General features: G+C 64.8%; 13 protein-coding genes. 2 read left to right on the top strand and 11 right to left on the bottom strand.

What is annotated here, in order from left to right; all coding sequences use genetic code 11:
- The first annotated feature begins 13 nt into the window (after nt 1–13).
- Nucleotides 14–469 carry a putative toxin-antitoxin system toxin component, PIN family gene (locus AB2N08_RS00130; protein WP_367608600.1) on the top strand — a complete coding sequence of 152 codons (456 nt, stop codon included), beginning with the start codon at nt 14–16 and terminating at the stop codon, nt 467–469.
- Between the two features lie 29 nt (nt 470–498).
- Nucleotides 499–1,656 (top strand): pyridoxal phosphate-dependent aminotransferase, encoded by a 1,158-nt coding sequence (locus AB2N08_RS00125; RefSeq protein ID WP_367608599.1) that lies wholly within the window; start codon nt 499–501, stop codon nt 1,654–1,656.
- A 7-nt stretch (nt 1,657–1,663) separates the two neighbouring features.
- Here AB2N08_RS00125 and AB2N08_RS00120 read toward each other — a convergent pair whose 3' ends face one another.
- The 11 genes from AB2N08_RS00120 to AB2N08_RS00070 all read right to left on the bottom strand — a co-directional run bounded on the left by AB2N08_RS00120 (nt 1,664) and on the right by AB2N08_RS00070 (nt 13,299).
- Nucleotides 1,664–2,995: a hemolysin family protein gene (locus AB2N08_RS00120; RefSeq protein ID WP_367608598.1), complete on the bottom strand. Its 1,332-nt coding sequence runs from the start codon at nt 2,993–2,995 to the stop codon at nt 1,664–1,666.
- 108 nt (nt 2,996–3,103) lie between these two features.
- Nucleotides 3,104–4,120, bottom strand: coding sequence for a tetratricopeptide repeat protein (locus tag AB2N08_RS00115; RefSeq protein ID WP_367608597.1), 1,017 nt, complete (start codon nt 4,118–4,120; stop codon nt 3,104–3,106).
- Nucleotides 4,117–5,007 carry an ExeA family protein gene (locus AB2N08_RS00110; protein WP_367608596.1) on the bottom strand — a complete coding sequence of 297 codons (891 nt, stop codon included), beginning with the start codon at nt 5,005–5,007 and terminating at the stop codon, nt 4,117–4,119. The genes AB2N08_RS00115 and AB2N08_RS00110 overlap by 4 nt, the downstream gene beginning before the upstream one ends.
- Nucleotides 5,007–6,821: a pilus (MSHA type) biogenesis protein MshL gene (gene mshL / locus AB2N08_RS00105; RefSeq protein ID WP_367608595.1), complete on the bottom strand. Its 1,815-nt coding sequence runs from the start codon at nt 6,819–6,821 to the stop codon at nt 5,007–5,009. Before mshL ends, AB2N08_RS00110 begins: the two co-directional genes overlap by 1 nt.
- Nucleotides 6,822–6,842: 21 nt before the next feature.
- Nucleotides 6,843–7,205 carry a hypothetical protein gene (locus AB2N08_RS00100; protein WP_367608594.1) on the bottom strand — a complete coding sequence of 121 codons (363 nt, stop codon included), beginning with the start codon at nt 7,203–7,205 and terminating at the stop codon, nt 6,843–6,845.
- Complete coding sequence (locus AB2N08_RS00095) at nt 7,190–7,900, bottom strand: hypothetical protein (protein WP_367608593.1); 711 nt, start codon at nt 7,898–7,900, stop codon at nt 7,190–7,192. The genes AB2N08_RS00100 and AB2N08_RS00095 overlap by 16 nt, the downstream gene beginning before the upstream one ends.
- Nucleotides 7,897–8,544 (bottom strand): hypothetical protein, encoded by a 648-nt coding sequence (locus AB2N08_RS00090; RefSeq protein ID WP_367608592.1) that lies wholly within the window; start codon nt 8,542–8,544, stop codon nt 7,897–7,899. Before AB2N08_RS00090 ends, AB2N08_RS00095 begins: the two co-directional genes overlap by 4 nt.
- Complete coding sequence (locus tag AB2N08_RS00085; protein WP_367608591.1) at nt 8,541–9,473, bottom strand: agglutinin biogenesis protein MshI; 933 nt, start codon at nt 9,471–9,473, stop codon at nt 8,541–8,543. The genes AB2N08_RS00090 and AB2N08_RS00085 overlap by 4 nt, the downstream gene beginning before the upstream one ends.
- Nucleotides 9,474–9,692: 219 nt before the next feature.
- Nucleotides 9,693–10,151: a type II secretion system protein gene (locus tag AB2N08_RS00080; protein WP_367608590.1), complete on the bottom strand. Its 459-nt coding sequence runs from the start codon at nt 10,149–10,151 to the stop codon at nt 9,693–9,695.
- A gap of 194 nt (nt 10,152–10,345) precedes the next feature.
- Entirely contained in the window at nt 10,346–11,584 is a 1,239-nt protein-coding gene (locus AB2N08_RS00075; protein WP_367608589.1) for a type II secretion system F family protein, read from the bottom strand.
- Between the two features lie 11 nt (nt 11,585–11,595).
- Nucleotides 11,596–13,299, bottom strand: coding sequence for a GspE/PulE family protein (locus AB2N08_RS00070; RefSeq protein WP_367608588.1), 1,704 nt, complete (start codon nt 13,297–13,299; stop codon nt 11,596–11,598).
- Between the last annotated feature and the right edge of the window lie 271 nt (nt 13,300–13,570).

Raw genomic sequence — 13,570 nt, 5'->3', positions numbered from 1 at the left:
ATAAACAACCGACATGATAACCGCTCCAGCCAAACCCATCGTCATCGACACCAATGTGCTGCTCGACCTGTTCGTGTTCCACGATCCGCGCTGGGCCGACCTGCTCGCCGCCATCGAAGCGCGCGAGATCGACGCCATCACGCGCGCCGACTGCCGCGACGAATACCTGGCCGTGCTGCATTACAAGCACCTGCCGCTGGACGACGACAACCGGCTCGCTGCCGCGGCGCGCTTCGACGCCCTGCTGCGCCTGGTGGCCGTCGATTCGAAGGCAATTCGCCTGCCGGTGTGCACCGACCGCGACGACCAGAAATTCATGGAACTGGCACGCGATGCCGGCGCATCGATCCTGATCAGCAAGGACAAGGCGCTGCTCAAGCTGGGGCGCAAGACGGCGCAGGCCGGGCTGTTTCGCATCATGCTGCCGGAAGCGTGGCTCAAGGCCAGGCTTGAAGGCACGCTAGAATAAACTTTTCTTTTTCGATCACGAGCGCACCCATGAGCATCCCTACCCTGGTCTCCCGCCTGCCGCACGTCGGCACCACCGTGTTCACACAGATGTCGCAACTGGCCGTCGATCACGGCGCCGTCAACCTGGGCCAGGGCTTTCCGGATTTTGCCTGCGATCCGCAACTGGTCGAGCTGGTCGCCGAGGCGATGCGCGCCGGGCATAACCAGTATCCCCCGATGACCGGCCTGCCGGCGCTGCGCCAGGCGATCGCGGCCAAGATCGAAGCCACCTACGGCCATCGCTACGACGCCAACACCGAAATCACCGTCACCGCCGGCGCCAGCCAGGCGATCCAGTCGGCGATCCTGGCCGTCGTACACCCGGGCGACGAGGTGATCGTCATCGAGCCGGCCTACGATTGCTACGCACCGGCAGTGGTGCTGGCCGGTGGCAGCGTGGTGCCGGTGACGATGGTCCTCGATGCCGCAGGCTACCGCGTCGACTGGGCCGACGTGCGGGCCGCCATCACGCCGCGCACCCGCATGATCGTGGTGAACACGCCGCACAACCCGACCGGTACCATCCTGCGCCAGGGCGATCTGGACGCGCTGGCCGCGATCGTGCAGGACACGCAGATCCTGGTGCTGTCGGACGAAGTGTATGAACACATGGTGTTCGATGGCGAGCCGCATGCATCGGTGGCGCGCCATCCTGTGCTGGCCGAACGGGCGTTCGTCGTCTCGAGCTTCGGCAAGACCTTCCACGTCACGGGCTGGAAAATCGGCTACGTCGCCGCGCCGGCCGCTTTGATGGTGGAGTTTCGCAAGGTCCACCAGTACAACGTCTTTTGCGTCAACGCGCCGATGCAGCACGCGATCGCCGCCTATCTGCACGATGCGGCGCCGTGGCGCGACCTGCCGGCGTTCTACCAGGCCAAGCGCGACCTGTTCCGCGCCGGCCTGGCCGATTCGCGCTTCACGCTGCTGCCATCGGACGGCACGTACTTCCAGTGCGTGCGCTACGACGCCATTTCAGACCTGAGCGAAGCCGACTTTGCCATATGGCTCACCCGCGAGATCAAGGTGGCCGCGATTCCCGTGTCGGCGTTCTACAGCCAGCCGAAAGAGTCGCGCGTGGTGCGCTTCTGCTTCGCCAAGAAAGACGAGACGCTGCAGCTTGCGCTGGCGCGTCTCGCGCAGCTGTAAAGCCTGATTACTGGCCGGGCAGCGTCGCCGACTTGGTCGACGCCTGTCCCGGCTCGAGACGCTTGACCAGCAGCTGGTCGATCCGGTGATGGTCGACGTCAAGCACCTCAAAGCGCATGCCTTCGTATTCGACGCTATCGGTCTGCTTCGGCACCTTGCGCAGCATGAACATCATGAAGCCGGCCGCCGTTTCATAGCGCTCTTCTTCGGGCAGCGACTGCAGGTCGAGCACGCGCTTCATTTCCGCCACCGGCGTGCTGCCGTCGATCAGCCACGAGCCATCGTCGCGCTGCATCGTTTGCTGATCGGCTTCCAGCGGGCTGCCCCAGCGGCCCATCACCGTGACCATGATGTCCGACAGCGTGATCACGCCAACGACAAACGCATACTCGTTGATCACGACCGCGAAGGTTTCCTTGCTCGAGCGGAAGCGGTCGAGCAGCTCGGACAGCGTGAGGCTGTCCGGGATGATCAACACGGTGCGGATCGTCGACTCGCTCAGGTGGAAGTGCGACTGGTTGTTCAGCAGGCGCACCAGGATGTCGCGGGTATCGACATACCCGACCACGCGGTCGATCACGCCATCGCACACGGGGAACTTCGACAGCGAGTGCTTGGCGATCTTCTGGCGCACGCTTTCTTCGGGTTCGGTCAGGTCGAAGAACACGATGTTCTCGCGCGTCGTCATCGTCGACGTGACGGCGCGCGACTCGAGCTCGAACACGTTCTCGATGAAGTGCTGCTCCTGCTTTTGCAGCACGCCGGCCTGCGCGCCCGCTTCCACCACGGCCGAGATCTCGTCGAAGGTGATCCGGTCTTCGCGCGTCATATTGATGCCAAAGAGCTTGAACAGCCCGTTGGCGATCACGTTCAGCGTCCACGAAAATGGTTTGAAGAGGCGAATGACGAACAGCACAGGGCGGATCACCGCCATCGCCGTCGTTTCGGGCGAGATCAGCGCCAGGCGCTTGGGCATCAGGTCCGAGAACAGCACGAACAGCGTGGTGACGAACACGAACGACAGGGTGAAGGCGATATTCTCGCGCCCCGGGCCCGTGTAGAACATCGACAGCCACTCGAGGAAGAACGGGCGCAGCGCTCCTTCGCCCAGGATACCGCCGAGGATCGCGATCGCGTTCAGGCCAAGCTGCGAGGCGGCGAAGAAATCGGCCGAATGGGCCTGCAGCGCCATGACCTTGCGGGCGCGCTCGTCGCCCGCCTCGGCCAGCAATTTCAGTTTGATTTTACGGGCGCCTGCCAACGAAATCTCGGTCAGGGACAGAAAGCCCGCCGCAAGCACCAAAACGGCCAGCAAGGCCAAATGTTCGAACAAATTCATGGGACACCCGGGGTACTGTTATTGGGTCACGCTCGCTGACCGGGGAGATGGCAGGCACGCCTGCGCAAGGATGGCACTTTACCATGCCGGCCTTGCCCCACGGCGCCCTTAGCGACCGAGCTGCCCCAGCCTGCGCTCGACAAACGCCTGCAATTCGGGCGACAGCGTCCCACTGGCCTGCGCCTGCGCGAACGCCGCTGCCGCCTCGGCGTCGCGCCGCTCGGCCTGCAGTGCGATGCCCAGACCCATCCACCACACACCGTTGCCCGGCGCGCGCTTGAGCGCCGCCTGGTAGTTGTCGGCCGCTTCGCGTGCCCGGCCTTCGCGCTGCAGCACGCCGGCCAGGAATGCGTGGTATTCGCCATTGCCCGCCGCGTAAGGCAGCGTGCGCATCAAGGTGTCGATCGCCGGCCCGCCCCGTTCGAGCTGCAGGCGGGCCAGCAGCATCGCCAGCGCGGGCTGGCGCGCATCGATGGCCAGCGCCGCCTGCAACTGGCGCATCGCGTCATCCGGGCGGCCGGCTTCGATCAGCAAACCGACCAGCGTCTGGCGCGAGGCCTCGTGCCGCGGATCGATCTGCAGACCCGCCTGCAGGGTGGCGATGGCTTCCGTCACGCGGCCGTCTTCGAGCACGCCGAGCGCGCGCCGGTAGGCATTCTCGGCGCGCTGCGGCGTCGTTTCGATGCGACCGCCCGATGGCGCAGGCTTGTCCGCAACGACCGTGCGTGGCGCCAGCCTGGCCTTGGGTGGTGCGGTGTCGACAGGCGCAGCAGGCTTGATGGCGGGTTTCGGCTCTGGTTCCGGCTCCGGCAATGGCGCGGCCGGCGCCACGTCGACCACTGGCGCCAACGCCGGTGCTGGCACTGGTGCTGGCACATTCACCGTGACCGGCGCAGCCGCCAGCACGGCAGGCTTCGGTGCGGGCATTGGCGCCGTCTGCATCATCTTCCAGCCAGTCACACCGGCAACGAGCGCCAGCAAACCGCCACCGACCAGCGCCACGCGCAGCACCGGGCCGCGCCGCTCGGGCGGCAGTACCGGCCGCACATCGCCCGGCAGCGGCGCCGCGCCAGGCTGGCCAGCGCGCGCATCGAGGTCCTTGAGCATCTTGTTAATCAGGCTCATGGCGCCACCACCCAGGCGACGACGCCCAGCGCGCCGATGACGAGCGCACCACCCGCCAGCCAGGTGCGGATCGCGCGGCCCACGCCCACCGTATCGCGCGCGGCGATGGCCACATGCCCGCCCGCCACCTGCTGCTTGCCCTGCCCGTAACTGAGCATCATGGCCTTGTGCGCCATGATGTTGACCAGGCGCGGCACGCCGCCGCTGGCCTTGTACAGGCTGCGGATCGCGGCATTCGAGAACAGGCGCGCGCCAGTAAATCCCGCCACGCGCAGCCGGTGGGCGACATAGAAATCGATGTCGTCGCGGTTCAAAGGCCCCAGGTGATAGTGGAACGTGATGCGCTGGGCCAGCTGGCGGATCGAATCCAGTGCGAGCTTGCGGTTCAGTTCGGGTTGGCCGAACAGCACGATCTGCAGCAGCTTGCGTTTTTCGGTTTCCAGGTTGGTCAGCAGGCGCAGGGCTTCCAGGCTATCGACGGGGATCGCTTGCGCTTCATCGAGGCACAGCACCACGCGCAGGTCTTGGGCCGCCAGTTCGAGCAGGCGCAGGTTGATCGCCTTGAGCAGCTGGTGCTGGTCGACATCGCGCTCGAGCGCGATCTCCAGTTCATCGGCCAGCGCCAGCATCAGCGTGCGCGGCTCGAGATACGGATTGGGGATGTAGGCCGTGACGAAGCCTTCGCCCAGCGTGGCCATGAATTTGCGGCACAGGAGCGTCTTGCCGGTGCCGACTTCGCCGGTGATCTTGATGAAGCCTTCGCCGCCGCGCGCCGCCACCAGCAACGTATTGAGCGCTTCCTGCGAGCGCGGGCTGCCGAAGAAGAAGCTGGTGTCGGGCGTGATCCCGAACGGCAGCTCGCGCAGGCCAAAGTGCGCCACGTACATCAGTCACGCCCCCGCGTACGGGGATCGAGCTGCTCGATGCGGCGGCCGGCGTCCAGCATGTCGTCGCTCCAGTCGCTGGCGCCTTCGACGATCGTCGGCTTGATCAGCACGACCAGCTCGCGTTTCTGGTTGGTCCGGTTCTTGTTGCGAAACAGGTTGCCCAAGAGCGGGATCTTGTCGGCGCCCGGGAGCTGGTCGGTGTCGCCGGTGGAGGCCTGGCGCATCAAGCCGCCAATGGCCACCACCTGCCCGTTGCGGCCGCGCACGATGCTGTCGAGTTCCGACGTGCTCGATGCGGCCAGCGGCAGGCGCAGCGTGCCGCCCGAACCCAGGTCGACATCCTTGTTGACGGTGGTGACCTGGCTGACCGACGGGTGCACGTGCAGCAGGATGTTGCCGTTGGCGTCGATCTGCGGCGTCACGTCGAGCACCACGCCAGAGAAGAACGGCTGCACCGTCACGCTCGGGCTGACGATGCTGCCGTTGTCGCCGGTGCTGATGTTGTTGGTCACGCCGGTGACGAAGAATTCATCGGTGCCGATCTTGAGCACGGCCTTCTGGTTGTTCACCGCCGCGATGCGGGGGCTCGACAGCACGTGCACGCTGCCCTGCGACTCGAGGAACGTGATCAGCGCCGCGAAGTTATTCGTCTGGAACGCAAAGCCGAACAGCGAGCCGGCCGCAGTGGCGGCGTTCGACAGCGAGAAGCCGGTGCTGGCCGCCAGGCCCTGGCCGTTGTTGATCAGGGCCGGTTGCCCGCCCGTGTACGGCAGCGGCGCCAGGTTCGCGCCGGGCGAGATGATGCCGCCCGAGACGCGGTTGGCGTGCGAGCCGCGGAACGACGCGAACGAGGCCCAGTTGATCCCGCTCTGGAAGCTGTCGTTCAGCTCCACCTCGAGGATCTTCGCTTCCAGGATCACCTGGCGGTCGACCGACAGTTGCGTGGCCTTCAGGTAGGCGTCCACGTTGCGCAGTTCGTCCGGCATGGCGCGGATCACGAGCACGCCCGATTGCGGGCTGACCACGACGCTGCGGCCACCTTCGGTCGAACCGACAATGGCGGCAATCGAGAGTTTGAGGTCGCCCCAGAAGTCGTTGTCCGAGCGCGTGCGCACGTCGGTGCTGTTGGTCTGCGTCTGGCCGTTACTGCTGTTGTTGTTGCCGTTGTTGCCGTTCTGGTTGCCGTTGTTCTGGCCGCCGTTATTGTTGTTATTGTTATTGCCGCCGCCGTTGTTATTGCTGTTGTTACCATTGCCCGCGTCGGCCACCGACGTGGACGACACACGCAGATTCGAGGTGCCGCTGCGCTGCGCGGTCAGGTAATTCACATGGAACATGCGGGTCTGCATCGTCAGCGGGCGAATCGAGATGCGCGCCCCCTCGATCTTGTAGTCGTAGCCGTACATGTCGCGCACCGCTTCGAGCGTTTCGACCAGCGTCACGTCCTTCAGGTTCGCGCTGATATTGCCCGTCACGTCCGGATGCACCAGCATGTTGTAGCGGGTGCCGGCCACGATCGAGCGGAAAAACTGCTGCGCCGGCACGTTGTTGAAGGCCACGTTGAAGCGCTCTTCCAGCGCCGGCCTGGCCTTGGGCAGCTGGCTGGCCAGCGTCGCCGCCGGCGGCAGCAGCGCATTGGCCACCGCATCGTCGACGGCGGGCTTGGCCCCCTGCTGGGTGCTGGCCTTGGCCATCTCTTTCGTGATCGCGTCATAGGTGGCGTTCTGCGGCGCGCTCTGGCAGCCGCCGAGCAGAATCGTGGCTGCGAACGCCACGGCCAGCGCGCACGGCGTCGTCGAAAACTTGGGTGTCATGGTGGGTACGTGATTCATCGGTTAGCGGGCAACCGGCGTCATGCCGGACAGCGGTGCATCCATGCGCAGCACCTGGCGCTCAGTACCGCGCACGAGGACGACCTCGCCGGGCTTGATGCTGGCAATACGCGCGCCCTTGTAGCTCTCGCCCAGGCGCAGCGTCTCGCCGTCGATCACCGCCACGTGGCGCCCGCCCGCATGGGGCGCGATCAGTACCGATTGCAGGCGCGGGGTGTTCCCCTGCGCCGCCGGATCGATGGCGATGCGGTCCATGCCGGCCGGTGGCCGGGTCGGGTCCTGCAAGGGTTGGGCGAGGGCCGGCAGATGGCCCAGGGCGAGGCAGGCCAGCAATGTCGCGGTCAGGTTCTTCACAGCTTCATCCATTGTCGATCCAGGCTCAGGGTATGCAGGGTGAGCGTCAGGCGCGCGGCCGGGTAGGTTTCCACGTCCAGCTGTGCGCGGCCCCAGAACATCCGGGTCGGCATCGCATCGAGTGCGCTCATGTAGTCGACCATGTCGAGGTAGTTGCCCCGCACCGTGACTTCGACGCCGTGGCGGTACAGCAAAGGCGTGTCGGCTGCGGTCGCAGTCGCAGTCGCCGCCGCAGTTGTGGGAGTTGCAGCCGCAGGCGCGCCCGGGCCGGCCAGCGGCTCGGCCGGCAGCGTGCGCATCGACACGAGCTTGAGGCGACCGTTCGCGCGCAGGATGCCTTCGACCAGTGGCCCCATGCGCTCGGGCGGCACCAGGCCGTGCTCAAGGGCCAGCAACTGGCTGCCCAGTTGCGCCATCTCTTGCTGCATCGCGTTCAGGCGCGCGCGCGCCTGGGCGTCGGGATCGATCCGGGACCCCTGCACGCGCGCCGTGATCTCGCCGTCGATGGCGGCGCTCGCGCTCTGCTGCTGCTCGATCTGGTTGCGCAGCGCCGCCTGCTTCGCGTCCTGCGGCGCCAGCACGAAGGTGTGGCCGGCGAACACCAGCACGGCGACGGTGGCGCCGAACACCATGCCGCGCTCGCGCAGCGACAGCGCGTCGATGCGCGCCGCCAGTTCGATCATGCGCTGCTTCAGCGTTGGACTCATGGCCGGGCCTCCTCGGCGACCGACTGCACGCTGAATTCGACGTACGGCGCGGGCCTCGTGGCCGCCTGGCCGTCCGCGCCCCCCACCGGCAGCGGCGCGGCTTCACCGATCTGGAGGCTGTTGAACGATTTACCCTGCATCAGCGGCTCGCTCGTCAGGCGATTGAGGTAACCGGGCACCATGGCCGGATCGACGGCGCGCCCGCGGATGCCGATCTGCGCGCCGCCCGCGCCAACGGTCACGCCGGTCAGCCACAGCCCTTGCATGCTCTGGCGCGCAAGCGCCTTGAAGTAGCCGGCAAAGCCATTCGTGTCACCCAGTTCGCCGCGTGCAAGCGCGCCCGAGATGTGGCGCATGGCGGCCAGCTGGCGGTCGACGTCGAGAATCTGGACATCGACGCCGGCGTCCTTCTGGCGCGGCACGAATTCGAGGTTGACCGACGCCAGGCGCGCCTGCCGTTTGTCGAGCGCCAGCGCGCCGGCATTGGCCTGCTGCTGCAGTTCAGCCGTGCGCATGCTGCCCACCAGCGCCGCAGCCCCGATGCCGACGACGACGATGCCGGCGGCCAGCGCCAGCTGCGCCGCCGACAGCACGTGCTTTTGCGGCTGGAATGCGGGATTGAACAGGTTGATTTGCTGGCTCATGCGCCCTCCCCGTCGCGCAAGGCGGCGCCAATGGCCAGGAAGAAGCGCTGCTGCTGCGCCAGGTCGGCCAGCTCGGGCGTACGCGACAGGTCGAACAGGCTCGACAGATCCAGCGTCTCGACTGGCGTGTACAGATTGCTCGACAGGTATTCGTCGAGCCCGCTCACGGGCGATGGCCCGAGGATGAGCTTGGCGATGCTGATGAACGAATACTGGCGCTCGAAATGGTCGAGCGAGCGTTGCAGCTCGAGGGTGATCTTGTCGAAGCTGGCGTGCTTGCGGTCGTGGTCCGGCTCAAGCAATTGCGCCAGCGTGACGTCGAAGCGACGCGACAGGTAAAGCTCGCCGCGGTACGACACCGTCAACAGGCCGCCGTCGTCGCCGAACGACAGCATGGCGATGCCGCGGCCTTCCGGCTCGAGCATGGCCGATACATTGCGCTGGGCCATCTCAGGGATATCGATCGCGGCCAGTTCGACCTTGGCGTCGAGGAATAGTTTCTGGCGCGGCGCGATGATGCTGTTTTTCGCGGCGACGACGAACACCGACTGCTGCGCGCGCGAATTGGCGTCCAGGGCGATGTCGAGCACGTCGATGGTGGCTTCCGCGGCCGGGAAATCGAGGATGTCCTTCAGGCGCCAGCGTACGGCCGTTTTCATTTCTTCGCGCGGTACGTTGGGGGCTTCGACGTTGAGGATCTGGTAGTCGCCGCCGGTCAGCAATGTGGTGCAATGGCGCAGGCCGGCCTGGCCCTCGCGGCCAACCTTCTCGATGGCCTCCGCGCCCGATGGAGCAGCCACCGGCATGACCAGGCGCACGACCGGCCTGGCGTCGGGCATGCGCTCGACACTCGCGGCCAGCACGCGGTCGCCGGCGATGGCGAAAGCCAGCCAGCCGGTTTTCTTTTTGGATTTCTTGAACAAACGCATGCAGGCGGCTAATTGATCGCGGTATGGGTCGGCATCGACAATGTCTTGATTATAGACAAGAGTGATTGAGGGAAATCACAAAAAATCGCAGAATCGGCGAAGTTGATGGAGCCGTGTGGCAACCATGCCACCCCCTGCTCAAAAACGCCGGTCACAGGCATCGGAGCGATAAAAAAAAGCGCTGCCGTGGCAGCGCTCCCAGGGCCGGCGAAGAAACGCTTATTCGCACTTGCTGGTATTGGTGGCGATCACTGGCGCGGGAACTGCTGCCGTCGCTTCGTTGTACGAAACAAAACAGGTTCCAGCCAGGTTAGCCGGCAGATTGATCGGCGTGAAAACGATCTGCTGGCCATTTGGCGCCGCTTTGTAATCCTTCGGGTCCAGGCCGGCCGCCACTGCGATCGTACCTTGCGTCGGGTAGCCGAAGTTCATCGAGATCGTCGAACCTTCAACGTTGATCGTGTCGGCGGGATTGATCAACCATTTCCCGTGCAACATCGATGAGGCGGCACTGATCGCGCCGCGAGCGCCCTGCAGCGACGCAGCCCGCGCATCACCGCTCAGGCTGGCAAACTTTGGCAGCGCCGTTGCCGCCAGGATGCCCAGGATGACAATCACGACGATCAGTTCGATCAGGGTGAAACCGCCTTGCGCGCCTTTGTTGAAACCTTTGTTCATTGCTACTCTCCATTCAATAGGAAGGATGTGGATCCCTCCGACACATCATCGAGGGCTTGATTAATTCTACATTGGCGTGAGGAAATTTCGGTATCCAAGAAGAAAACCTGCCGGTTTTTCTGCAAGGGATAGCGACTTTTCGTCCTGGCGTCATGTTAAATGGTGTTATTACGCAACACCATCGCGTCTTGATGTTATTTCGGATGCAATGCCGCCTGCCCGAGATCCCAGATGGGCAAGAAAATGCCGAGTGCCAGGATCAACACCATCCCACCAAGAAAGGTGATCAGGATCGGCTCGATCTGGCTCGACAGGGTTTTCAGTTCGTAGTCGACTTCGCGCTCGTACATCAAGGCGATCTCGTCCATCAGATCGTCGATCGAGCCAGTTTCCTCGCCAACAGCGATCATCTGCAGCACGATCGGCGTAAACACATTGGCAGCGGTCGACGTGCGCAGGATGCTGTCGCCGCGCTCGACGCCATCGCGCATCTGATCGATCCGTGAACTCAGGTAAGCGTTATCGGCGGTCTGGGACACCACGGTGAGCGCATGCACGATCGGCACGCCGCTGCGCAGCGACAGCGCGAAACTGCGGGCGAAGCGGGCCATCGTGCCTTTATGGATGATCTTGCCGGCGACCGGCAGGCGCAGCTTGACGCGGTCCCAGGTCATCAAGCCCTTGATCGAGCGCGTCCACAACTTGAAGCCGCCGATGGCAGCGATCACCGCGCCGGCAAGCGCCGGCCACCACGCGATCGTGAACTGCGAGGTCGCCAGCAGGATACGCGTCATCAAAGGCAGCTCGGCGCCAAACGACTGGAACACCGCGGCGAACTTCGGGATCACGAAAATATTCACGATGACCATCGCGATCGCCATCGCAATGACCACGAACATCGGATAGCGCAGCGCCGTCTTGACCCGTTCGCGCATGTCGCGGTCGAACTCGAGGTGATCGAACAGGCGCAGGAACACTTCTTCGAGGCGCCCCGTCATTTCGCCGACCTTCACCATCGACAGGTAGAACGGCGTGAACACGGCCGGATGGCGCGCCATCGCGATGGACAGCTCGCGCCCGGCGTCGAGCGACTCGCGCAAATCCTTGATGATGCGCGCGAACGACGTGCTGATGGCCGACTCCTGCAGTCCGGCCAGCCCGCGCATGATCGGCACGCCGGACTTGAGCAGCGTGTAGATCTGGCGGCTGAACAGCTGCACGTCCATCGACGTGACCTTTTTCTCGAACAGGCGCACGCGCCAATTGACGGCGTCGCCCGCGCCGGTGGCGCGCTTGCGGGTCAGGTTGATCTCGAGCGGCGTGACGCCGCTGCCGAACAGCTGGTCGGCCACGGCGCCGCTGTCGGCGCCTTCGAGCACGCCCTGCATCAACTCACCGCGACCGTCGCGGCCCTTATAGGCAAAGAAAGGCATCGGCTAGCGGCTCAATCGTCGAACTGGTTACTGACCCGCATCGCCTCGGCGATCGTCGAGCGGCCCTGGACGGCAAGGCTTACCGCGTGGCGGCGCAGCGTGTCGCCGCGCATCTCGGTCTGCGCCACTTTCAAGAAGTGGCCGGGGTCGGGATGGTTCACGGCCTCGGTCACGGCGCGCGTCATTTCCAGCAGCTCGTAGACGCCGGTGCGGCCCCGGTAGCCGGTGCCGTTGCAGTGCGAGCAGCCCTTGCCGTGGAAGAAGCGCGTGCTCTCTGCCAGCTCCTTGAGCTCCGAGCGCAGCCACTCGACTTCGTTCGCGGCCGGCTGGTAGTCGACCGTGCAGCTCTCGCAGATCACGCGCACCAGGCGCTGGGCCAGCACGGCCTGCAGCGAGCCGCCAACCATATAACGCGGCACGCCCATGTCCATCAGGCGCAATGGGGTACTGGCCGCATCGTTCGTGTGCAGCGTCGAGAGCACCAGGTGACCCGTCATCGCGGCGCGCAGACCGATCTGTGCGGTTTCCTGGTCGCGCATCTCGCCGACCAGGACGATGTCCGGGTCCTGGCGCAGTGCGGAGCGCAGCACGCGCGCAAACGACAGTTCGATCTTGTCGTTGACCTGCACCTGGTTGATTCCCGACAGCCGGTACTCGACCGGATCTTCGACCGTGATCAGCTTTTTCTCGACCGAGTTCAGTTCGGCCAGCGCGCTGTACAGCGTCGTGGTCTTGCCGCTACCGGTCGGGCCGGTGACCAGCACCAGGCCATTCGGCCGGGCGACAATGGCGCGAAAGCGCTCGACCAAACGCGCCGGCATGCCAATGGCGTCCAGGCGCAGATTGGTGCCGCCCTGGTTCAGCAGACGCATGACGACCGATTCACCGTACTGGGTCGGCATCGTCGAGATACGCACGTCGATGCGCTGGTTGCGCACCTTGACCGCGAAACGGCCATCCTGCGGCAGACGTTTCTCGGAGATGTCCAGGTCGGCCATCAGTTTCAGGCGCAGCGCCAGCGGCGTGGCCACCTTCAGGTCGGCCTCGGTCTGCAGGTGCAGCACGCCGTCGATGCGGAAGCGAATCTGCAGGCGCCCGTCCTGCGGTTCAATGTGGATGTCGGACGCGCGCACTTGCGCCGCATCGTCGAACACCGATTGCAGCAGCTTGACGATCGGCGCTTCTTCCAGCCCCGGGTTCGCCGCCAGCGCGCCAAAGTCGATCGAGACGTCGCCCAAGTCGGCCTCGACCTCGCGCGCAAGGCCCGTGATCTCGCCGGTGCGGCGGTAGATGCGGTCGATGGCGCCGAGCACCTCGGTCTCGTTGACCACGGCCAGCTCGACGCTCTTCTTGATCAGGCGCGCGATCTCGTCATAGGCAAACAGGTCGGTCGGGTCGGACACGCCGACCAGCATCGCGTCGCCCCGGTCTTCCAGCACCAGCGCGCGAAAACGGCGCGCGGCCGTCTCGGGCAGCAGGCGCACCAGGTCGGCGTTGATGTTGTAGAACTTGAGGTTGATGTACGGGATGTCGAGCTGGCGCGCCAGTGCGCCTGAAATCTGGTCCTCGGTGACGAAGCCGCTCTCGACGAATACGCGGCCAAGCTTGCGCCCGGTGCGCTTCTGATCCGCCAGTGCTTGCTGGAGTTGTTCTTCACTCAACAGCTTCTGCTGCATCAGCACTTCGCCGAGGCGCACCTTCTCTGGCCTTGCCATACTGCTCCTTGAGTTGAATTCTTGCAGCGTAGATTCTATGCCAGAAAGAATAAAAATTGACTCAGGGAATTTAAATGTGTCGCCGTTTGGCGTCAGTTTCATGATGCGCTGTTAGCGAAACGATACCCATACCTGGCGCCACCACATTCCAGACTGACAAACCGGCGCCCGCCACGACTGGCCCACCGAGCAACAGGTAAACGCATATGGCGCCAGGCAAAGCTGGCGCCATGTCATCAAGCACGGCCATTCAGCCATGCTTCCGTCGCGG

The sequence above is a fragment of the Massilia aurea genome (assembly GCF_040790145.1).
GTDB classification, from domain to species: Bacteria; Pseudomonadota; Gammaproteobacteria; order Burkholderiales; family Burkholderiaceae_D; genus Telluria; species Telluria aurea_C.
This window is presented reverse-complemented; position numbering and strand designations above follow the sequence as displayed.

Coding starts and splice junctions, on each gene's coding strand:
- AB2N08_RS00085 (WP_367608591.1), bottom strand. CDS start 9,473: ATGCGTTTGTTCAAGAAATCCAAAAAGAAAACCGGCTGGCTGGCTTTC.
- AB2N08_RS00090 (WP_367608592.1), bottom strand. CDS start 8,544: ATGAGCCAGCAAATCAACCTGTTCAATCCCGCATTCCAGCCGCAAAAG.
- AB2N08_RS00120 (WP_367608598.1), bottom strand. CDS start 2,995: ATGAATTTGTTCGAACATTTGGCCTTGCTGGCCGTTTTGGTGCTTGCG.
- AB2N08_RS00115 (WP_367608597.1), bottom strand. CDS start 4,120: ATGAGCCTGATTAACAAGATGCTCAAGGACCTCGATGCGCGCGCTGGC.
- AB2N08_RS00075 (WP_367608589.1), bottom strand. CDS start 11,584: ATGCCTTTCTTTGCCTATAAGGGCCGCGACGGTCGCGGTGAGTTGATG.
- AB2N08_RS00080 (WP_367608590.1), bottom strand. CDS start 10,151: ATGAACAAAGGTTTCAACAAAGGCGCGCAAGGCGGTTTCACCCTGATC.
- AB2N08_RS00125 (WP_367608599.1), top strand. CDS start 499: ATGAGCATCCCTACCCTGGTCTCCCGCCTGCCGCACGTCGGCACCACC.
- AB2N08_RS00095 (WP_367608593.1), bottom strand. CDS start 7,900: ATGAGTCCAACGCTGAAGCAGCGCATGATCGAACTGGCGGCGCGCATC.
- mshL (WP_367608595.1), bottom strand. CDS start 6,821: ATGACACCCAAGTTTTCGACGACGCCGTGCGCGCTGGCCGTGGCGTTC.
- AB2N08_RS00100 (WP_367608594.1), bottom strand. CDS start 7,205: ATGGATGAAGCTGTGAAGAACCTGACCGCGACATTGCTGGCCTGCCTC.
- AB2N08_RS00130 (WP_367608600.1), top strand. CDS start 14: ATGATAACCGCTCCAGCCAAACCCATCGTCATCGACACCAATGTGCTG.
- AB2N08_RS00070 (WP_367608588.1), bottom strand. CDS start 13,299: ATGGCAAGGCCAGAGAAGGTGCGCCTCGGCGAAGTGCTGATGCAGCAG.
- AB2N08_RS00110 (WP_367608596.1), bottom strand. CDS start 5,007: ATGTACGTGGCGCACTTTGGCCTGCGCGAGCTGCCGTTCGGGATCACG.